Raw genomic sequence first — 20,467 nt, forward strand, 5'->3', positions numbered from 1 at the left:
GTTAGTTACCCTTCAGCGAGTCGTAGTAGGCGCGTGCGGCTTCCCAGGTGGGCAGCAGGCCCGCGGCGGCAGCTTCGGCGAGACCCGGAGCCTCGGTGTCCTTGGGGGAAAGCAGCGGCTCACCGGCCTCCGCCGGGAAGACCAGGCCGATTTCCGGGTCGAGCGGGTTGATCCCGTGCTCGCGGTCGGGACGGTACACGTCGTTGACCAGGTAGGTCACGGTGGCGTCATCGGTCAGGGCCACGAAGCAGTGTCCCAGGCCCTCGGAAATGAAGATTGCGCGACGGTCTACGTCGTCCAGCAGGACCGAGTCCCACTGACCGAAGGTGGGCGAACCCACCCGGATGTCGATCACGAAGTCGAGCACCGCACCGCGCGGGCACATCACGTACTTGGCCTGGCTCGGCGGCACATCGGCAAAGTGGATGCCACGAACCGAACCGCGCTTGGACACCGAGGTGTTCACCTGCGCGAGCTTGATCGAGCGGCCGGTGGCCTCTTCGAGTCGGTCAAAACGGTACGCCTCAAGGAACAGGCCACGATCGTCACCAAACTGCTTCGGGGTGATCTCGTAGCTGTCCGGGATCTTCAATTCACGAATTTGCACGGTGGCAGTCTACCAATGACTGCCTCGAAACTTGGTGTGTGCGGCGAGAGCCTCCCGATCCCGGACTATTTTGCCTCCAGGCCCAGCACTGGATAAAGCACCTTGAAGCCCGCTTCCAGCCCTCCGAGGAGGGCATCAACCCCGTGTCCGGCCCCAGGCACGGAGACCAGCGTTGTTTTCATGCCCGCGGCGCGGGCCGCGGCCTCCACCTTTTTGGCTTCCTCGGTAAAGAGCGGGTCGTTCCCACCCGCGGTGAACACGGCGGTGGTGTTGGGGTAGGTGTTACGTGAGAGCAGGGTGAGCGGCTTGACCTCGTTGTAGGCGACCTGATTTCCGCCAAATACCTCACGCAGGGCCAGCTTGGGATCACCGGTGCCCTGGTACTCCTCGCCGGAGACGTCAATCACATTGTGGAACAGAGTGGGATACTTCGCCGCGAAATAAATCGAGCATTCCCCGCCGTTTGAATACCCGGCGACGGTGGTGAAGGCGGGATCCTTGATGACGTTCAGGTTGGCATGGGCCCAGTTCATCACGTCCCGGGTGATATAGGTTTCGACCTTGCCATACTTTGTCGAGTCCAGACACAGCGTGTCTAAGTTGGGGTTGCCCAGCTGATCGGCTACCACGACTATCGGTGCCAGACCCTGATGCTTGGCCGCATAAGCGCCGAGTACCTGCCCGATGAAACTCGGGTTGGGATCCCCCGGCTGGCCCATCATCATGATGACCAGGGGCAGCGGCGGGGCGTTTTTCACCCGCGCGGCGGGCGGCAGGTAGATCCCGGCCGGACGGGCCTTGAACCCCGAGATGACTCCCGGGATGACCTGGGTTCCGGTCTCCCCCGCGGCGGGCATATCCGCCGGCGGTTTCCAGGTCTGATAGAGGGGACCAGATACCTCCGTGGGGGTCTTGGTGGGGGAAACCAGGGCGATGGGTTTTTCGGTGGAAATGTGCAGGAACGCCCCCAAGGTGGGGTTGATGCCAAAGGCCGCATTGATGCCCACGGTGGCCGCCAGCGCAAACGCGACAACCCCGAGCGCCGCGATCAGTTTGCGCCACCAGCGGCTGCGCCACAGGTTCACCAGGGCGATCAGGATTGCGGTAATCGCGGCCACACCCCACACTCGCGCCTCGGGTCCGATCGGTCCACCAAACAGGTTGAGCCCACGTTCGAGCAGGAGCACCACGGCGGTTCCGCCCAGGATTCCGCCCAGCAGGGTGATCGCGATCGTCCGGACCCAGCGCCAGCCGCCGGGCCGTACCAGCAGATATACCAGCAGGGCCGCGGCCACCGCATAGCTCACCACCACCACCGGGCCGGAGACGATATCGAGGTCAAGGAGCTGGGTGGACACGAGGGGGCTCCTTGCGGGTAGGAATATGAGGGTGGTTTTTCCAAAGCGGAACGACAACCGAGAGTATTACGCATTTCTGACCGCTACCTGTACCCGGTATGGACCCCGTAGAATCGGGGGAACAACACGTGAGGAACACATGCGCTACCTGATCACGGGAGCGGCCGGAATGCTCGGCCGCGACCTGCAAACCGTTTTGGCCGACCAGAGTGTCACCGCGCTGGATCGCGCCGCACTCGACATCACCGATCCCGATGCCGTGCACGCCGCCGTCGCCGGCCACGACGTGGTCATCAACTGCGCCGCGTACACCGCGGTGGATGCGGCCGAAACCGATGAGGACGCCGCCTATGCGGTCAACGCGCTGGGACCGCGCAACCTGGCCGCCGCCGCGGCCGCCCACGGGGCCAAGCTGATCCACGTCTCGACCGACTATGTGTTCGCCGGCAACGCCACCGAGCCCTACGCCGAGGACACCGCCCGCGCACCGCTGAACGCCTACGGCCGCACCAAGGCCGCCGGCGAGGAGTTTGTGCTGGGCGAGCACCCGACCGGTGGGTTCATCGTGCGCACCGCCTGGATCTACGGCGAGCACGGCAACAACTTCGCCGCAACCATGCTGCGCCTGGCCGGAAGCCACCCCACCGTGAGCGTGGTCACCGACCAGGTGGGTCAGCCCACCTGGACCCGCGACCTGGCCACCCAGCTGCGTCTGCTGGCCGAGTCCGATGCTCCCGCCGGCGTCTACCACGGCACCAACGCGGGCCAGGGCAGCTGGTTTGACTTCACCCAGGCGATCTTCGCCGAGGCCGGGCTGGACCCCGAGCGCGTGCTGGAGACCGACAGCGCCTCCTTCGTGCGTCCCGCTCCGCGCCCCGCGTATTCGGTCCTCGGGCACGCGGGCTGGACGGCCGCCGGCCTGCCGATCATGCGCGACTGGCGCGAGGCCCTGCACCAGGCAATCGCCTCGGGCGCGATCCACGCCCCCGAGCCCACCGCCTAGCCAGAACGGCCGCGCCTTCGGGTGCGGCCGTTTCTGCTCGGCCCCACCGGCATCCCCGCGCGGCCTCGCGCGCCACACCGCCCGGTCTTTTCACCCGCAGGAGGGAACCCACGATGTCCGCAGTACTCCGTGTCATTCTCGATTCGGCCCTCTCCCCCGGTCACGGCGGTAACGGTCGCTATGCCGAGGAGCTCACCCGCGCCCTGATCGCCACCGCCCCGCGCGGATGCAGCGTACACGGGATCGTCTCGGCCCAGCCCCAGGAACGCATCGACGAGCTCGCCGCCCGCCTGCCGGGAATCACCGAGATTCAGCGCTCAAACCTGCCGCGGCGCGAGCTCACCACCGCCTGGCAGCTGGGAATCACCACCCAACTGGGTGAGGGAATGATCCACGCGCCGAGTCTGCTGGCCCCGCTACGTCGACACGATCGCGGTACCGCCCAGATCGTGGTGACCCTGCGCAACACCCTCGCCTGGACCGATCCCAAGAGCCTCACCCCCACCTCGGTGGCCTGGCAGAAGCAGATGCTCAAGCGCGCCCGCAAACATGCCGACGCGATCGTGGTCCCCACCCATGCGGTGGCCGCGCAGCTGGCCGAGATCGCCCCCTTCGGGGACCGGGTCCGGGTGATCCCCGAGGCACCGGCCAGCACCCTGGCCCTGCCCGCCGACGCCTCCTGGCGCGCCAGCAACCTCGACCTCCCCGAGCGCTTCCTGCTGACCCTGGGCAGCCTGGATCCGCGCCGCGGCCTGGACCCACTGCTGCAGGCTCTCGCCCGGCCCGGTGTGCCCGACCTGCCGCTGCTGGTCATCGGTCCCGATGCCTGGGGCTCCTCCTCCCTCGCCCAGGCCGCCGATGAGGCGGGGCTTGACGAGGGCCGTGTGCGCGCCCTGGGCGACCTCGGCAGCGCCGACCTGGCCACCGTGTACGCCCGGGCCACGCTGTTTGTCTACCCGAGCGTGCGTGAGAGCACCGGGCTGCCCCTGCTCGAGGCCTTCTCGCTGGGAACCCCGGTGCTGCACACCGACGATCCCGCGCTGCTGGAGATCTCCGGCGGGGCCGGGGAGGCCGTGGAGGCCGGGGACGATGGCTTTGCCGAGCGCCTGGCCGCCTCGATCACCGAGCTGATCGAGGACGATGAGCGCCGCGAACGCCTGGGCTTTGCCGGCACCGACCGCGCCCAGGTCTTCGGCTGGCGCGACTCGGCCGAGCGGGTCTGGGCACTGCACGCCGAGCTCTAGCGCCGCACGCCGGGACCTAGCCCCGCTCGCAGGGCTTTCCGGCCGCACGGCAACCACCGTGCCGCCCATACACAACCGGCCCCGTCCTTGGACGGGGCCGGTTGTGTCATGCCCTAGTTGGTGGGCGTGGTTTTCGGGTGCAGCAGGTCGTTGATCTTGGACTTGATCTCCGGCACATCCGGATGGTCCTGATCGATCCCGTTGGCCGGAGTCAGCTCGAGCTTTTGCACCGGGAGCGCGCGGGTTTTGGTGGCCAGGTTCACGAAGTAGCCCAGCAGATCCTGCGGGATATCCGTCTTGACCACCTGGGTCCCCGCCTCGGCGATGCCCTGGAACTTGGAGAACACGTTGGCCGGGGTGAACTGCTTGAGCACGGCTTCCTGAAGCTGACGCTGACGCTCCATCCGGTCGAAGTCGCTGGTGCCGTGGCGCGAGCGGGCAAACCACTGGGCGTGGTAGCCGTCCATGTGCTGGGTGCCGGGTTCGATCCACTCGACGACACCCTTGAGGTTCTCGTCTCCGCCGATCGGCAGGCGCTTGTCCACGGTGATCTCCACGCCACCGAGGGCGTCGATCAGGTCGGCAAAACCCTGCATATCCACCAGGACGTAGTAGGGAATGCGCAGACCGGTCAGGGCCTCGGCGGCGTCCTTGGTGGCCTCGATGCCCGGGGAGGATCCCTCGGCCTTGGCATCGGGATAGTAGTCGGGGTGGCGCAGTTCGGCCTCGGTATAGATCGAGTTGAGCTTACATGCGCTCACATCACACCTGTTGTAGCCATTGGGGTAGCGCTTATACATCGGCGAGGACTCGTTGAACGGCACGTTCAGCATGTCTCGCGGCAGGCCGATCATCGTGGCCTGCCCGGTGTCGGCGTTGATCGAGACCACCGAGAGGCTGTCCGGGCGCATGCCCGAACGGTCGGGCCCCGCGTCGCCACCGAGCAGCAGAATGTTGTAGTACCCGTCGGTGGGGTCCTCGGGCGGGGCGCTGGTCCCAAACAGCTTGCCCAGGGTGCCGCTGGTCACATTGGCCACATAGGCACCCGCCGAGGCGGCACCGGTCGAGGCCACCAGGAAGACCAGGCCCAGGGCCAGGATCAGGACCCGGCCGAGCGGGGATGCCTTGATGATGCGCACCAGGCGCAGCGTATCGATGGTCAGCACAAACCACAGCACCGCATAGGCGACCAGGACAATCTGGGCGATTAGCAGGAACCAGGAGTTGGTCGCGAACGAGAACAACTGCTCCGGGTCGGTCAGATACAGCACCAGGGCGGCGATCCCGGCGACCCACATGATCAGGGTCGAGACCAGGCCGATCCGGCCCAGCCGGCGGTTACCGGCGAGGACCTGCGCCGAGCCGGGCAGCACAAAGCCCAGCAGCACCAGCCACCACCCGCGCCGGGTCATCACCTGCGGCGACGCGGTGTTGGGGTGCCGGATAGGCGATTCGCTCTGCTCGATCATAGGCGGGCTTTGAGCGCTGCGTTCTTTTCCTCTACCAGCTCGGCAAGCTCGCGCTGGTAGGTGGCGAGGGTTTCGGCGAGCGCCGAATCCGCGGTGGCCAGGATCCGGGCGGCCAGGATCGCGGCGTTCTTGGCCCCGCCGATCGAAACCGTTGCCACCGGAATACCGCCGGGCATCTGCACGATCGACAGCAGCGAGTCCATGCCGTCCAGGGTGGCCAGCGGAACCGGCACACCAACCACCGGAAGCGTGGTGACCGAGGCGAGCATCCCCGGCAGGTGCGCGGCACCGCCGGCACCGGCGATGATCACGCTGAGCCCGCGCTCGCGCGCCTGCTCGCCGTAGGTCACCAGCTTGTGCGGGGTGCGGTGCGCGCTGACAACCTCGACCTCGTGGTCGATGCCAAACTCGCTCAGCTGAGCGGAGGCGGCGGCCATGACGCTCCAGTCGGAGTCGCTTCCCATGACGATGCCAACACGGGGATTTTCACTGGAGTGATGAGACATGGGTCAATGCTAACGGGTCAACCCTGGAAGCGGGACTCGATCACCCGGGCGCGTTCACGCACGGATTCCAGGTCGGTGCCGGTCACATTGACGTGGCCCACCTTGCGACCCGGGCGCGGTGCCTTGTTGTAGTTGTGGATCTTGGCATCGGGGAACTCGGCCATGACCCGCGGGTAGCGATCCCCCAGCGTGCCCTCGAGCGGACCGCCCAGAATATTGGCCATCACGGTGATCGGGGCCCGCGGGGTGGTGGCCCCCAGCGGCAGATCGGCGACCGCGCGCAGGTGCTGTTCGAACTGGCTGGTGATCGATCCGTCCTGGGTCCAGTGGCCCGAGTTGTGCGGACGCATCGCCATCTCGTTGACCAGCACCCGGCCGTCGGTGGTTTCAAACAGTTCCACGGCGAATACACCGGTGATTCCCAGTCCATCGGCCAGCGCACGGGCGATCCGCTCGGCCTCGGCGGCCACGGCGCCGTCGCTCCCCGGGGCGGGGGCGAGCACCTCGGCGCAGACGCCGTCGCGCTGGATGGTCTCGACCACGGGCCAGTAGGCGCTCTCGCCACCGGGACGACGCGCACCCAGCAGGGCCAGCTCGCGGGTGAAGTCCACCAGTTCCTCAACCAGCAGGCTGCCGGTGTCGCCGGACTCGGCCACCGCGGTGAACCAGTCGGTGGCCTCGGCGGCCGAACGCACCACGCGCACACCCTTGCCGTCATACCCACCACGCGGGGTCTTCAGCACCCCGGCACCGCCGTGGGCGTCGAGGAAGACCTGGAGCTCGGCGGCCGAGCGTACCTCGGCCCACTCGGGGGTGGGCAGGCCCAGCTCGGTGAGCTTGGCGCGCATCAGCAGCTTGTCCTGTGCATAGAGCAGCGCCTGGGGGCCCGGGTGCACCCGCACACCGGTGGCCACCAGCGCGGCGAGCACCGACTGGGGCACGTGCTCGTGATCGAAGGTGATCACATCCACGTCTCGGGCGAAGCTCAGCACGGTGTCCAGGTCGCGGTAGTCCCCCACCGCGCTGGCACCGATTTCGGCCGGGGATCCGGGGGTCTCGGCGAGCACCCGCACATCCAGGGCCAGGTTGATCGCGGCGGGCATCATCATCCGCGCCAGCTGACCGCCACCGATTACTCCGATTTTCAGCACGTGGGTCTCCGTCTCCGAGGGGTTGTGTTCTTCAGCACACTCAAAGCTAATGTTATAGAACTGCGGGTAGACTATCCGTCCGGTGCACATCTTTCCGTTTGGTGCACAGACAATTGCCGAGAACACCCACCCGGGGAGTTTTCCGCCCGAGGGGGGTAAATGAACCTGAGTCGCGTGAAATCCGCATCCTGGTACCCGCTGTTTATGCAGCTCTTCAAGTTCGCCGTGGTTGGTGGCGCCGGTTTTGTTGTGACCGCCGTGTCCTTCAACCTCCTGCGCGTCGGTCCGCTGAACCCCGAACACGTGAAGAACGGCGTGGTGATCGCCACGGTGATCGCCACCACGCTGGCCATCATCACCAACTGGCTGGGTAACCGGTTCTGGACCTTCGCCACGCACCGCTCGAACAGCACCGTGCGTGAGGGTGTGGAGTTCTTTGCCGTGAGCTTTGCCGGCATGGGCATCAGCACCCTGTGCGTCTGGGTGTCCCACGATGTGCTCGGCTTCACCTCCGCCGCCGCCGACAATATCGCGCTGAACGGCGTGGGCCTGATCCTCGGCTCGGTCTTCCGCTTTGTGCTCTACCGGTACTGGGTGTTCTCCCCCAACCGCGACCGTGCGGCCGAGGAGATCACCGACCTCGAGGCCAGCGCGGCCGAGTTCACCGAACCGGACATCGAGATTTCCAAGGTTCCCGAGGCCAAGTCCGTGGCCCGGGACGAGATCCACTAGCTTTCCGCCGGGTCATCCGGCCGCCCCACACCCTCACCCTCGATCGGGCCCAGCCTGACGGGAAGGTGAGGGTGTTTTGTCGTATCCGGGGAGGTATCGCACGGACGCCCGTTTCCCGCCGAATCCGTGCCTTTTCCACCGAAACGCAGAATTCCCACCCTGTTAATTTGCTAAATCCGCGCTCGTTAATGTTGTTACGTCTTTGTTTTGATCCGTTTGTGTGGGACTATATTTCAAATTCCTCTACCAATGACGGGAGACGCCGTGTACGCCGCGGAACGACAGCAGCTCATCCTCACCCTGGCTCGCAGCCAGGGACGGGTCGAGGGCAGCGCACTCGCCGAACAGTTGGATGTGACGGCGGAAACCATCCGTCGCGACCTCACCGCCCTGGAACGGCGCGGACTGGTTAAGCGGGCACACGGCGGAGCGATCCCCACCGATGCCCTGAACTCCGAGCTGGATCTCAGCGAGCGCATCGGTCGCCACTCGAACGATAAGCGCAGCATCGCGCTGCGGGCACTCGAGCAGCTTCCCGAAACCGGAACCATCCTGCTGGATGCCGGCACCACCACCCTCGCCATCGCCCAGGCCCTCCCCGCCGATGCCGAACTCACGGTGGTCGCCAACAGCCCGATGATCTGCGCCGCCCTCTCCACCAAGCCCGGCATCACCCTGCTTCAGCTGGGCGGTCAGGTGCGCGCGATGACCGGGGCCGCGGTCGGGCGCTGGACCACCGATGCGCTGGCCGAACTCAGCGTGGACGTGGGCTTTATCGGGACCAACGGGTTCGACGTGGCCCGCGGGCTCACCACCCCCGACCAGATGGAGGCCGCGACCAAGCGGGCCATGGTCACCGCGAGCCGCACCACCGTCCTGGTCGCCGATTCCAGCAAGGCCGCCAACGTGCACCTGCACCGCTTCGCCGAGCTGGAGGAGATGGACGTGGTGATCACCGACGCCGCCATCGACGAGGACTTCGCCGAGGCGATCCGCGCGGCCGGACCCAACGTGGTGAACGCATGATCATCACCCTGACTCCCAACCCCAGCGTGGACCGTGCGGTCACCGTCGAGGCCCTGCACCGCGGCCAGGTGCTGCGGGCGGCATCCTCCCGGATCGATCCCGGCGGCAAGGGTGTGAACGTGGGCCGGGCGCTCGCCAGCATGGGCGAGCAGCCGCTCGTGGTGGTCCCCTCCGGTGGCCCCGAGGGCACCCTGCTCGAGGCGCTACTGACCAAGACAGCGGTGCCCACCCGGATCGTACCGATCGCCGGGAGCGTGCGAATGAACATCAGCGTGCTGGAGCCCAATGGCACCACCACCAAGCTCAACGAGGCGGGGCCCACCCTCGGCTCGGCGGACGTGCACGCGCTGTTTGCCGCCACGCTCTCCCCGGCCACCGCGGGCACCTGGATCACCGGCTGCGGCAGCCTGCCACCCGGTGCCCCCGCCGACCTGTACGCGCAGCTGATCGCCGAGGCCAAGCGACTCGGTGCCCACGTGGCGATCGATTCCTCGGGACCGGCGTTTGCCACCGCCGTGGCCGCGATCCCCACGCTGATCAAACCCAACCGCACCGAGCTGGAAGAGCTCACCGGACGCTCGCTCACCACGATGGGCGCGGTCATCGACACCGCCCGCGAGCTGGTCGAAACCGGCATCCGGTTTGTCGCAGTGAGCCTGGGCCGAGACGGCGCGGTGCTGGTCAGCGCGGACACCGTGGTGCACGCGCGCTCGATCGTGACCGACCCGGTATCCACCGTGGGTGCCGGTGACTGCATGCTTGCCGGATTACTTTTCGGCCTGAACCGCGGAGAGGACGAGGCGGATGCACTGGTCCGCGGGGTCCGCTGGGGTGCCGCCGCCGTCCGTCTGCCCGGCACCGAGGTGCCCGCGCCCGCCGACCTTGAACACATCGAGGTCGACCTGATCCGCTCCCCGCGGCGCGATCTGCCCCTGAACGACTAATCACCCACCTCCCCGCTTTACCGAAAACCCTGAAAGGAATCGATATGCCACTCATCAACGTCGAACAAGTGGTGCTCGACCTCACCGGAGCCGACCGACACGAGGCCACCCGGACGCTCGCCCAGCGCCTGGTTGCCAGCGGACGCTGCACCGACATCGACCTGTTTATCGCCGATGTGCAGGAGCGCGAGTCCAAGATGGCCACCGGACTGCCCGGCGGCATCGGGATCCCCCACGCCCGCAGCGCGGCGATCACCGAGCCCTCGCTGGTCTTTGGCCGGATCGCCGACGGCATCGACTGGGGTGCCAAGGACGGCCCCGCCCGCCTGGTGTTCCTGATCGCCGCCCCCGCCGACGGCGGAGACGCCCACATGCAGGTGCTCCCCCAGCTGGCACGTGCGCTGATGCACAACGACTTCCGCGAGGCGCTGCTGAGCGCGGCCACGCCCGAGGAGGTCGTGGCCATCGTCGAGGAGCACGTGCAGCTCAAGGCGGAGAAGCCCGCGGCACAGGCCCCGGCGAGCGCGGCCGCACCCGCTGCGGAGGCGGCCGCTGCCGCCGATACTTCCGCCACCGCTCCCGCTACCCCGGCTCCCGAGGCTTCCCCGGCCGCCACCGCCGCCCGCCCGCTGCGCTTTGTGGCCGTGACGTCCTGCCCCACCGGCATCGCCCACACCTACATGGCCGCCGAGGCGCTGGAAAATGCCGCCCGCGAGGCTGGCCACCAGATCCTGGTGGAGACCCAGGGCTCGGCCGGATCCACCCCGCTGAATCCCGCGGACATCGCGGCGGCCGACGCGGTGATCTTCGCCCACGACGTGGAGGTCAAGGACCGCGCCCGCTTTGCCGGCAAGCCCACGATCGACGTCGGCGTGAAGAAGGCGATCTCCGCCGGTCCGCAGCTACTGATCGACGCGGGAAACCTGGCCGCCGCCTGGGCCGCCGACCCCAGCCGCGCCGCCGCCGCGGCGAGCGCGACCCCGATGCCCAGCGAGTCCTCGGAGCGCAAGGGCTTTGGAACCCGCCTGCAGCAGTGGCTGATGACCGGTGTCTCCTACATGATTCCGTTTGTCGCCGCCGGCGGCATCCTGATCGCCCTCTCGTTTATGCTCGCGCAGATCGCGCTGGGCCAAAACGGCGCGATCGAGATCGTGAAGTACGGCATCCACACGCAGGACGCCGCTTTTGACATCACCCAGAACTTCAACATCGCCAGCCTCACCTCCTGGGCGGGACTGCTGTTTGTGATTGGATCCACCTCGTTCGGGTTCCTGGTTCCGATCCTCTCCGGCTACATCGCCTTCGGGATCGCCGACCGTCCGGGTCTGGTTCCCGGTATCGTCGGCGGTGCGCTGGCGGCCTCGATGAACGCCGGCTTCCTCGGCGGTATCGTGACCGGTCTGCTGGCCGGTGCGGTCGCGCACTGGATCGCCGGCTGGAAGGTCCATAAGGGTGTCCGCGGCGTGATGCCCGTGGTGGTCATCCCGCTGCTGTCGACCTTTATCACCGCGGGTCTGTTTATCGCGGTGCTGGGTCGCCCGATCGTCTGGCTGATGACCTCGCTCAACGACGGCCTGAACGGCCTGACCGGTGCCGGCGTGCTGGTGCTCGGCCTGATTCTCGGTGCGATGATGGGCTTCGACCTCGGTGGTCCGGTCAACAAGGTGGCCTATGGATTCGCCACCGCGGGTCTGGCCGCCGCCGGTGCCTCGATGGATGCCCCGCAGCTGAAGATCATGGCCGCGGTCATGGCAGCCGGAATGGTCGCCCCGCTGGCGATGGCCCTGGCCACGACCCTGCGCCCCAAGCTGTTCTCTGCCCCCGAGCGCGAAAACGGTAAGGCCGCCTGGCTGCTGGGTGCCTCGTTCATCTCCGAGGGCGCGATTCCGTTTGCCGCCGCCGACCCGATCCGCGTGATGATCTCCTCGACCATCGGATCCGCGGTGACCGGTGGCCTGGTGATGCTCTTCGGTGCGACCCTGCGCGCCCCGCACGGTGGTATCTGGGTGCTCCCGCTGATCGGTCAGCCGCTGCTGTTTGTGCTGGCCCTGGCCATCGGTGTGGCGATCACCGCCCTGCTGGTGATCGTGTCCAAGTCGATCACCGCCCGGAACAAGCTGGCCGCCCAGGCGACAGCTCAGGTCGCCGTCTAGTTCCTCAACCCTGTACGCCCGCTCCCGAACCGACACAGCCGGGCGCCGTCTCACTCTCACCCCTGTACGCCCGCCGCGCGGCGGGCTACCGTAGTCACAGTTATCAAAGGAGTCATCATGGCAACTCGTACCGCCACCATCGCCTCATCTATCGGCCTGCACTCGCGTCCCGCCGCCATCTTTGTGGAGGCCGTCGAGGACTCGGGCCTCGAGGTTGAGATCGGCCGCGTGGGCGAGCCCACCGTGGACGCCGGCAGCATCCTGGGCGTGATGGCCCTGGGTGCCCGCAACGGCGAGGTTGTTGAGCTCACCGCCGAGGGTCCGGACGCCGAGGCCGTCCTGGACCGCCTGGTCGCGCTGCTGAACTCGGACCTGGACGCCGAGTGAGCACCATCGGCGTCGCCGACGGTTCCGCGGTAACCGAGGTGCGGCAGGGCGTGGGCGTGAGCCCGGGTTCCGCCTATGGCCCGGTGGTTCAGGTCGCGGCGCCGGTGCAACCCCCGCAGAACGAGGAGGCCCCGGCGGATCCCGCCGCGGCCTCCGAGGCGGCGATTGCCAGCTTCATGCACGTGGCCGAGGACCTCGAGGCCCGTTCGGCGCGGGCGGATGACACCGCCCGGGACGTCCTCAAGGCCACCGCGATGATCGCCCGTGACCGTGCCCTGCACCGCGCGGTGACCAAGCACCTGGGTGAGGGCAACGGACCGGCCACCGCGATCAACCTGGCCATCGACGAGTTCGCGGCCAAGTTTGAGGCCCTCGGCGGCTACTTCGCCGAGCGGGTCACCGACCTGCGCGATATCGGCTCGCGGGCGATGGCCCACGTGCTGGGGCGGCCCGCACCGGGGGTGCCGCCCTTTAGCGTGCCCAGCATCATCCTGGCCGAGGATCTCGCGCCGGCCGAAACGGCGACGCTGGATCGTTCCCTGGTCCTGGGCATCGTGACCCGCGCCGGCGGACGCACCAGCCATACGGCGATCCTCGCCGCGCAGATGGGCATCCCCGCGGTGGTCCAGCTGCCCGGCGCGACCGAGATTCCCGCCGGAACCCCGATCTCCCTGGACGGGGACACCGGTGAAGTGGTGCTGAACCCCGATCCCGAGGTCGTCACCAATCAGCGTCTGCGCCGCGAGCGCCGTGCGGCCGCCCTGGCCGAGGTCTCCGGCCCGGGTAGCACCCAGGATGGGCACCCGATCGCCCTGCTCGCCAATATCGGCGGGGCGAAGGACGCTGAGCTGGCCGGTGCCGAGGATCTCGAGGGTGTGGGCCTGTTCCGCACCGAGTTTGTGTTCCTCTCGGCCGCCCACGCCCCGACCCTGGAGGAGCAGACAGCGATCTACAGCCGCGTCTTTGCGCCCTTCGACGGACGCCGCGTGGTTGTGCGGACCCTGGATGCCGGGGCCGATAAGCCTCTGGCCTTCGCCAACCTGGGCGAGGAGGAGAACCCTGCCCTGGGACGTCGCGGTCTGCGGCTCTCGCAGGCGAAGCCCGAGCTGCTGGAAACCCAGCTGCAGGCGCTCGCCGCCGCGGCCCGGGCCACCGGGGCGGACGTGCGGGTGATGGCTCCGATGGTGGCCACCATCGCCGAGGCCCGCTGGTTTGCCGAGCGGGTGCGTGCCAACGGCCTACCCAAGGCCGGGGTCATGATCGAGGTGCCCGCCGCGGCCCTGCGCTCGGCGCAGGTGCTGGCCGAGGTCGACTTCGGCAGCCTGGGCACCAACGACCTGGCCCAGTACACGATGGCCGCCGACCGGATGGAGGGTGAGCTCTCCGAGCTGCTGGATCCCTGGCAGCCCGGCGTGCTCGACGTGATCGCCGCCGCCGCGACCGGCGCCAAGCACGCCGGTAAGCCGCTGGGCGTCTGCGGGGAATCCGCCGGGGACCCGCTGCTGGCCCTGGTGCTGGTGGGCCTCGGCGTCACCAGCCTGTCGATGGCGACCAGCAAGATTCGCGGGGTGCGCCTGGCGCTCAAGACCCACACGCTGGAACACTGCGAGCGTCTGGCGGCCGCGGCCCTGGCCGCCGAGGATCCCGAGGGTGCCCGGGCGGCCGTCCGCGCGGCGGCGACCCCCGAGCTGGTTGCGCTGCTCTAGCCCGCTATACACAAAGGCGCACGCCCGCGGGCGTGCGCCTTTGTGTTGCCCGGGGAACGCGCGTCGGGGTGAGACGGCGCCGGACGCGCGCCACGGCGCGCGTTCCCGGAACGGCTAGAAGGCCCCGGACTCGCGCTGCGGGGTTACGGCGGGAATCACCTGGTTGACCTCGATCAGGTGGTGCAGGGTGTCCACCACCTGGCGGGAGCCCGGCACCGAAACCAGGACCAGCGGCCGATCGGTACCGGCGGTGAGCACGATCGTCGCCGAGCCCGAGAGCGCCTGAATCGGCCCGCGCCGGGTGGCGATCTCATAGCCGCGGCTGTGAAACACCTCGCGCCGCTCACGCACCAGGAAGCCGCGGTGCATGATGACCCGACGGGTGGTGATCGTGCTGCGACGGTTGAGCCACACCAGGTAGGGCCAGAGCACCAGGAAGACAAACACGGCGATCGCCCCGCCTACCACCATCCAGAACTCCGGTCCGGTGGGGAATCGGCTGATTCCAAACACCAGGGCACCGGGCAGCGCGATAAAAATCAGCGCCGGCAGGATCAGGAAGCGTGCGTGGCGACGCAGCCGGGCAACCACCCGCTCGGTGGGCACCACGCTGGGTGTCGGAAACATCGGGGCACCGGCGGGAGCTCCGAGAATCTGGGTGGCGTCCCCGGTCCCGGGGCCGCGGGTGAAATCGACCATGGTCCATTCCTATCAGCAAGCGCGCCCGGGCGGTGGATGGCTCGGCCGAAACGGCGGGATTTGCGGCCGTTTCTCGGGCGCTGGTGAGAGGACTGCTAGTCCTGCGCGCGCAGGTGCGTGATGTCCCCGGCCGAAACCGTGGTGTGCGCGCCGGTGTCGGCATCCACGATCACAATGCGCCCGTCCGCGTCCAGCGCAAGCGCGCGGCCGAACTGGAACACCCCGCCCGGACGCTCGACCCGGACCGAGCGACCCAGGGTGTCCAGGCGAGCCTCCACGCGCGCCCGCAGCCCCGAGGCCTCGGCGTCGCCCCCGGCGGCCACCAGGGCATCGTAGAGCTCGATAAATACCCCCAGGTACTCGGCCAGCAGGGCGTCGGGGTCGGGATCCGCACCGAGCACCGCGAGCGAGGTTGCGGTGTCCACCGGAAGCTGGGCGGCGCTCATCGCCGTGTTGATCCCGGTCCCGATCACCACCGACCCGTCGGCCGAAATCTCGGCCAGCACCCCGCAGATCTTCTTGCCGGCCACCAGCACATCATTGGGCCACTTAACCCGGGCATCCGGGGCGGCACCGGCCGCGCTCAGCCGGGCGTTAATCGCCTCGGCCATCGCGGTCCCGGCCAGCAGCGAGAGCCACCCGTAGCTCTCCATCGGCAGCTTCCCGGCCGGACGCACCAGCAGCGAGATCGCCAGTCCACTGCCCGAGGGGGAGGTCCAGACCCGGTCCAGGCGTCCGCGGCCGGCCACCTGGGTGTCGGTCAGCAGCACGCTCAGGTGCGGCCAACCCGCGGTGTCGGCGGTGGCCAGGGCCAGCAGGTCGGCGTTGGTCGAGCCGGATTCGGCCAGCCAGCGCAGGCGCTGGGCGAGGGCACGGGAGCGGGTCAGCGAGGGCGCGTCTTCGGTCATTCCCCCAGAATACGGCCTCGGGATCCCCACCACCGTTCGCCATCTGAGCATTCCCACAACGAAACACGATTCACACTGTAGGAACCGATGAACCCGCCAGATGGGGGTGGTCGAGATAGAGTAAACCGTGTGACTGAATCTTTAGCCCAGCCGAACCCCGCCGACGGCGCGGACCTCTTTACCACCGCCGGTCGTATCGCCGACCTCAAGCGTCGCTATGACGAGGCCGTAACCGCGCCCAGTGCCGCGGCCGAGGCCAAGCAGCACGCCAAGGGCAAGCAGACCGCGCGCGAGCGCATCGAACAGCTGCTCGACCCGGGCAGCTTCGTGGAACTGGACGAGTTTGTGCGCCACCGCACCACCGCGTTCGGCATGGACCGCTCGCGTCCCTACGGTGACGCGGTTGTCACCGGAACCGGCACCATCCACGGTCGCCAGGTGGCCGTGTACTCGCAGGACTTCACCGTGTTTGGCGGCTCGCTCGGCGAGGTAGCCGGCGAGAAGATCATCAAGGTTATGGATCTGGCCCTGAAGACCGGCGTGCCGATCCTCGGCATCCTCGACTCGGGCGGCGCCCGCATCCAGGAGGGTGTGGTGGCCCTCGGCAAGTACGGCGAGATCTTCCGCCGTAACACCGCCGCCTCGGGTGTCATCCCGCAGATCTCGATCATCATGGGCCCGGCCGCCGGTGGCGCCGTGTACTCCCCCGCGCTGACCGACTTCGTGATCATGGTTGACAAGACCAGCCAGATGTTCGTGACCGGCCCCGACGTCATCAAGACCGTGACCGGCGAGGACGTGGGCATGGAGGAGCTCGGTGGCGCGCTGACCCACAACACCCGCTCGGGTGTCGCGCACTACCTGGCCGAGGACGAGTCCGACGCGCTGGACTACGCGCGCTCGCTGGTCTCCTACCTGCCGGATAACAACCTGGCCGAGCTGCCCGAGTACCCCACCGAGGTGGACCTCGAGACCAGCGACGCCGACCGCAAGCTCAACGTCCTGATCCCCGACTCCCCCAACCAGCCCTATGACGTCAAGACCGTCATCGAGCACGTGGTGGACGGCGGGGAGTTCCTCGAGGTGCAGCCGCTGTTCGCCCCGAACATCGTGATCGGTTTCGCCCGCGTCGAGGGACGCCCGGTGGGTATCGTGGCCAACCAGCCGCAGGCCATGGCCGGCACCCTGAACATCGAGGCCGGCGAGAAGGCCAGCCGCTTCGTGCGCTTCTGTGACGCGTTCTCGATCCCGATCCTGACCCTGGTGGATGTGCCCGGCTACCTGCCCGGCACCGACCAGGAGTGGACTGGCGTGATCCGCCGTGGCGCCAAGCTGCTCTACGCGTACGCCGAGGCCACCGTGCCGCTGGTGACCGTGATCCTGCGCAAGGCCTACGGTGGCGCGTACATCGTGATGGGCTCCAAGCAGCTCGGTGCCGACATCAACCTGGCCTGGCCCACCGCCGAGATCGCCGTGATGGGTGGTCAGGGCGCGGTCAACATCCTCTATCGCGGCGAGATCAAGCGGGCCGAGGAGGCCGGCGAGGACGTCGCCGCCGTGCGCACCAAGCTGGCCAACGAGTACACCTACAACGTGGCCAGCCCGTTCCTCGCCGCCGAGCGTGGCGAGCTGGACGGCGTGATCGAGCCCGCGGCCACCCGCGTCGCGGTGATCAAGGCCCTGCGCTCGCTCAAGACCAAGCGCGCCAGCCTGCCGCCCAAGAAGCACGGAAACATCCCGCTGTGACCGAGGCGAACATGCCCGCCCCCACGATGCGCTTCATGCGTGGCGAGCCCACCGAGGAGGAGATCGCCGCGGTGTCGGCGGTCCTGACCCTGGTGCTGGCCGAGGAGGGTGCCCGCGCCGAACGCAGCGAGCCGGCGAACGTGTCGGCCTGGACGCATTCGCAGCGCGCGATTCGTCCGGTAGTTCGGCCCGGCGCCGGACGCTGGCGCGGATTTAGCGGGTAAGCACCCATTTTCCCCGAACGGCGGCCCCATGCACATGCATAGGGCCGCCGTTTTGTCGCATGACACGCCCGGAAGTCCCCAAAGAATCACGGTTCGGATCAGCGCAAACGTTTGCACTTTTGCCAATACTGTCGTTTCGCTTGGACGCGCCGGGGGTTTTCGACCAGAATAGACAACGGATACACGGTGCTCGCATCGTGCATCTACCAAGACACTCGTTCTAGGGTAAGAACAACGTCTTGGGGGGAGGATGGAGAGACTATTCGGGTTAGTCTCTTCAACCGGAACGGCCGGGGTTGTTTTTACAAACAATCCCGGCCGATTTCTTTTAACCGGTGCCGCCCGTTCCGTAAACGGACGAGGCTCAGAGGTTGCGCGGGATCAGCGTGCGGAACTTCAGCTCGTCCTCGCCGTCGGCCCCGGGACCGATGCCCACGATGGTGACCGCGATATCCCCGGTGCCGCTGCGCACGACCACGCGCCCGCGCTCGATCTGTCCCAGCGAGAGCACGATCCGGTCGGCGATCTGCTCGCGACGGTGGGCGGGCAGCCCCAGCAGGCCATCCTCGTCCAGCAGGTCCACGCGGATGCCGCGTCGGCGGGCATCCAGAGCCGCCAGACGCACCGGGTCGCTCAGCAGACCGCGGCCACGGATTTCGTCCCGCAGACCGGCTTCCAGCACCTCGGACTCGCGGCGCTGAGCCATCGAGAGGTCCCCCTCGGACTCCACGATCGCGCGCAGCATGGGCGCGGCCCGCAGCTGGGTCTGGCGCAGGCGGTGCAGCCGGATCTCCCGATAGGCGTCCTGCCCGGCCCGCAGCAGCGCGGTTTCCCGGCTGGCCTGCATCAGGCGGGCGTTGTCGCGGCCCAGCCGGTTCATCGCGTGGGTCAGCAGGCTCGCGGCCACCATCCAGACGATGGATCCGGGCAGACCGATGCCCAGCGCCCCCAGCGGGCCCGCCCAGGCCATCGAGATGCCGATCAGCACCAGCGTGCCCGCCCAGGCGGTAATTTCGCGCCCGCGCACCAGCGTGATCACCATCAGGGTTCCGATTCCGGCGATGGGCCACGTGGCGTAGCCGTTGGGGACGGTGGGATCCAGCGGCGGGATCACCAGCAGCAGCACGGCCGCCGAGACCACCACGTTGATAATCGCGACCGCGCGCGGCAGCGGGCGCCCGCCGGGCCAGGCCAGGCTCAGCGCCGAGGCCGCCCAGTAGAGCGCGATGGCCAGCAGCACCGGGTCGGCATCGGGGTTTTGCTCCAGGTGGGTCAGCCCGAGGACGCCGTGTAGCGCCGAGAAGACGGCGGCCAGGATGAGCAGGGGTACTCGACGCACTAGTTGGTCCCTCCCTGCGGCGACCAGGAGAGAACCACCCGGGTTCCGCGATCCGGGGCCGAGAGGATGCGAACCTCGCCCCCAACCGACTCCACTCGGCCACGGATCGACACCCGCACGCCCAGGCGTCCGGGTGCGATCTGGTCGGGCCTAAACCCGCGCCCGCGGTCGATGATTTCCAGCACCAGGCTGCCCGGCACCGGCGCACGCATGGTCAGCTGGCGCGCCACCTCGGAATCCCCGGCGTGCTGCACGCTGTTGGTCAGGGCCTGGGTGGCCGCCTGGATCAGCGCATGGGCGACATCGGCGGGCAGGGTGCCCTCCATCTGGCCATAGCGCTGCACCAGGATCGGCACATCGAGGGTGGCCACGGTATCGGTGAGCCGTTCCTGGACCACCGCGAGGGCCATCCGCTCCTCGCTCGGGGCAGCCAGGGCGACCGCGGTGGTGAGGCGCACGATCGCCTCATCGGCCATGTCCCGGGCGATGTGCTGTTGCTGTTCGGTGTTGGCGTGGACGGCGGCGCTCAGGCTGGCCAGCACGGTATCGTGCACCAGCGCGTCCACCTCGGCACGCTCGAGTTCCTGGGCCGCGCGCTCGACGGTGCCGCTGTACTTTTCCAGGGCGAGCCGGGCGGTGGTATCCACCTGGCTCACGGCCGAGCGGAACAGGTCAACCAGGATCACCACCAGGGTGCCCAGGGTGAGCGAGAAGATCGCGTCCATCATCGGTTCGCGGGCCCCGATCACGAAGCCCTCGTGGACCACCCCGCTGATGCCCACCAGCACGGCGATCAGCGCGGTGTAGCACAGCGCGATCGTGCGCCCGAAGGCCTGCGCGACACACGCGCTGGCGACGGTACAGAGGTACCAGATCCAGGACGGCGGCTCCAGCGGGTCCGGCACAAAGCGCACCCAGAGCAGGACCGCGAGCAGGTAGCACACCACAAACAGGATGCTCGCCCGGCGCTGCAGCCAGGGCCACGGGGTCGCGAGGACCACCAGGACCAGCGGCACCAGTTCGAGCAGCGCGACCGAGTAGCCGATCAGCTGCGGGCCGAGGCGCCCCATCCCATCGGAGAGGATCCCGGAGAGCGCCAGCAGGCCATAGAGCAGTCCGCTCGCGCCGATACAGATCGCGATCCAGCGCTCGACCCGGACCGCTCCGAGCGAGCTCACCGCGGCAATCGAGTTCAACTCCCGACCGAGCCGGGTGTTCCGCTCGGCCTCCTGGGCGCTCTCCTCGGGCAGGCTTACCATGCGCGG

19 protein-coding genes are annotated in these 20,467 nt (G+C 68.2%); 10 read left to right on the plus strand and 9 right to left on the minus strand.

Features of this window, described 5'->3' with window-relative positions; all coding sequences use genetic code 11:
• Position 1 precedes the first annotated feature (1 nt).
• Together C7C57_RS12845 and C7C57_RS12850 are read right to left on the minus strand one after the other, a co-directional pair.
• Positions 2-607 carry a dTDP-4-dehydrorhamnose 3,5-epimerase family protein gene (locus C7C57_RS12845; RefSeq protein ID WP_187976732.1) on the minus strand — a complete coding sequence of 202 codons (606 nt, stop codon included), beginning with the start codon at positions 605-607 and terminating at the stop codon, positions 2-4.
• 65 nt (positions 608-672) lie between these two features.
• On the minus strand, positions 673-1,965 hold the full coding sequence (locus C7C57_RS12850) for an esterase family protein (protein WP_187976733.1): 1,293 nt from the start codon (positions 1,963-1,965) through the stop codon (positions 673-675).
• Between the two features lie 139 nt (positions 1,966-2,104).
• On the opposite strand from C7C57_RS12850, the gene rfbD reads away from it, so the two are divergent.
• Together rfbD and C7C57_RS12860 are read left to right on the plus strand one after the other, a co-directional pair.
• Complete coding sequence (rfbD, locus tag C7C57_RS12855) at positions 2,105-2,968, plus strand: dTDP-4-dehydrorhamnose reductase (protein ID WP_187976734.1); 864 nt, start codon at positions 2,105-2,107, stop codon at positions 2,966-2,968.
• A 113-nt stretch (positions 2,969-3,081) separates the two neighbouring features.
• Positions 3,082-4,212: a glycosyltransferase family 1 protein gene (locus C7C57_RS12860; RefSeq protein ID WP_187976735.1), complete on the plus strand. Its 1,131-nt coding sequence runs from the start codon at positions 3,082-3,084 to the stop codon at positions 4,210-4,212.
• A 113-nt stretch (positions 4,213-4,325) separates the two neighbouring features.
• On the opposite strand, the gene C7C57_RS12865 is transcribed toward C7C57_RS12860, so the two are convergent.
• The 3 genes from C7C57_RS12865 to C7C57_RS12875 are packed head-to-tail and all read right to left on the minus strand — an operon-like array spanning position 4,326 to position 7,389.
• Complete coding sequence (locus tag C7C57_RS12865; protein ID WP_187976736.1) at positions 4,326-5,681, minus strand: LCP family protein; 1,356 nt, start codon at positions 5,679-5,681, stop codon at positions 4,326-4,328.
• Positions 5,678-6,187, minus strand: a complete 510-nt coding sequence (gene purE / locus C7C57_RS12870; RefSeq protein WP_030149010.1) for a 5-(carboxyamino)imidazole ribonucleotide mutase — start codon at positions 6,185-6,187, stop codon at positions 5,678-5,680. The genes C7C57_RS12865 and purE overlap by 4 nt, the downstream gene beginning before the upstream one ends.
• 17 nt (positions 6,188-6,204) lie before the next feature.
• The gene (locus C7C57_RS12875; protein WP_370581454.1) at positions 6,205-7,389 is read right to left on the minus strand and encodes a 5-(carboxyamino)imidazole ribonucleotide synthase; all 1,185 of its coding nucleotides are present in this window, start codon (positions 7,387-7,389) and stop codon (positions 6,205-6,207) included.
• Between the two features lie 108 nt (positions 7,390-7,497).
• On the opposite strand from C7C57_RS12875, the gene C7C57_RS12880 reads away from it, so the two are divergent.
• The 6 genes from C7C57_RS12880 (at position 7,498) to ptsP (ending at position 14,286) form a co-directional block, all read left to right on the plus strand.
• Positions 7,498-8,070 (plus strand): GtrA family protein, encoded by a 573-nt coding sequence (locus C7C57_RS12880; protein ID WP_187976738.1) that lies wholly within the window; start codon positions 7,498-7,500, stop codon positions 8,068-8,070.
• 249 nt (positions 8,071-8,319) lie between these two features.
• The gene (locus C7C57_RS12885; protein ID WP_255505684.1) at positions 8,320-9,096 is read left to right on the plus strand and encodes a DeoR/GlpR family DNA-binding transcription regulator; all 777 of its coding nucleotides are present in this window, start codon (positions 8,320-8,322) and stop codon (positions 9,094-9,096) included.
• Positions 9,093-10,040: a 1-phosphofructokinase gene (gene pfkB / locus C7C57_RS12890; protein WP_187976739.1), complete on the plus strand. Its 948-nt coding sequence runs from the start codon at positions 9,093-9,095 to the stop codon at positions 10,038-10,040. Before C7C57_RS12885 ends, pfkB begins: the two co-directional genes overlap by 4 nt.
• Before the next feature lie 44 nt (positions 10,041-10,084).
• Positions 10,085-12,193 (plus strand): fructose-specific PTS transporter subunit EIIC, encoded by a 2,109-nt coding sequence (locus tag C7C57_RS12895; protein ID WP_187976740.1) that lies wholly within the window; start codon positions 10,085-10,087, stop codon positions 12,191-12,193.
• A gap of 117 nt (positions 12,194-12,310) precedes the next feature.
• Positions 12,311-12,580 carry an HPr family phosphocarrier protein gene (locus C7C57_RS12900; RefSeq protein WP_030149016.1) on the plus strand — a complete coding sequence of 90 codons (270 nt, stop codon included), beginning with the start codon at positions 12,311-12,313 and terminating at the stop codon, positions 12,578-12,580.
• Entirely contained in the window at positions 12,577-14,286 is a 1,710-nt protein-coding gene (ptsP, locus tag C7C57_RS12905; RefSeq protein ID WP_245601299.1) for a phosphoenolpyruvate--protein phosphotransferase, read from the plus strand. The genes C7C57_RS12900 and ptsP overlap by 4 nt, the downstream gene beginning before the upstream one ends.
• A 114-nt stretch (positions 14,287-14,400) precedes the next feature.
• Here the strand turns inward: ptsP and C7C57_RS12910 are convergent, their stop codons facing one another.
• Together C7C57_RS12910 and C7C57_RS12915 are read right to left on the minus strand one after the other, a co-directional pair.
• A complete protein-coding gene (locus C7C57_RS12910) occupies positions 14,401-14,985 on the minus strand; it encodes a PH domain-containing protein (protein ID WP_187976741.1) in 585 nt (194 codons plus the stop codon).
• 95 nt (positions 14,986-15,080) lie between these two features.
• Positions 15,081-15,893, minus strand: coding sequence for a biotin--[acetyl-CoA-carboxylase] ligase (locus C7C57_RS12915; RefSeq protein ID WP_187976742.1), 813 nt, complete (start codon positions 15,891-15,893; stop codon positions 15,081-15,083).
• Between the two features lie 87 nt (positions 15,894-15,980).
• Here C7C57_RS12915 and C7C57_RS12920 point away from each other — a divergent pair, with 87 nt between their 5' ends.
• Together C7C57_RS12920 and C7C57_RS12925 are read left to right on the plus strand one after the other, a co-directional pair.
• The gene (locus C7C57_RS12920) at positions 15,981-17,639 is read left to right on the plus strand and encodes an acyl-CoA carboxylase subunit beta (RefSeq protein ID WP_187976743.1); all 1,659 of its coding nucleotides are present in this window, start codon (positions 15,981-15,983) and stop codon (positions 17,637-17,639) included.
• On the plus strand, positions 17,636-17,863 hold the full coding sequence (locus tag C7C57_RS12925; RefSeq protein ID WP_255505685.1) for an acyl-CoA carboxylase subunit epsilon: 228 nt from the start codon (positions 17,636-17,638) through the stop codon (positions 17,861-17,863). Before C7C57_RS12920 ends, C7C57_RS12925 begins: the two co-directional genes overlap by 4 nt.
• Before the next feature lie 364 nt (positions 17,864-18,227).
• Here the strand turns inward: C7C57_RS12925 and C7C57_RS12930 are convergent, their stop codons facing one another.
• Together C7C57_RS12930 and C7C57_RS12935 are read right to left on the minus strand one after the other, a co-directional pair.
• Complete coding sequence (locus C7C57_RS12930) at positions 18,228-19,202, minus strand: hypothetical protein (protein WP_187976744.1); 975 nt, start codon at positions 19,200-19,202, stop codon at positions 18,228-18,230.
• Complete coding sequence (locus C7C57_RS12935; RefSeq protein WP_030149023.1) at positions 19,202-20,461, minus strand: sensor histidine kinase; 1,260 nt, start codon at positions 20,459-20,461, stop codon at positions 19,202-19,204. Before C7C57_RS12935 ends, C7C57_RS12930 begins: the two co-directional genes overlap by 1 nt.
• Positions 20,462-20,467 lie beyond the last annotated feature (6 nt).

The organism is Mycetocola sp. JXN-3, assembly GCF_014522285.1.
Lineage (GTDB): Bacteria > Actinomycetota > Actinomycetes > Actinomycetales > Microbacteriaceae > Mycetocola > Mycetocola saprophilus.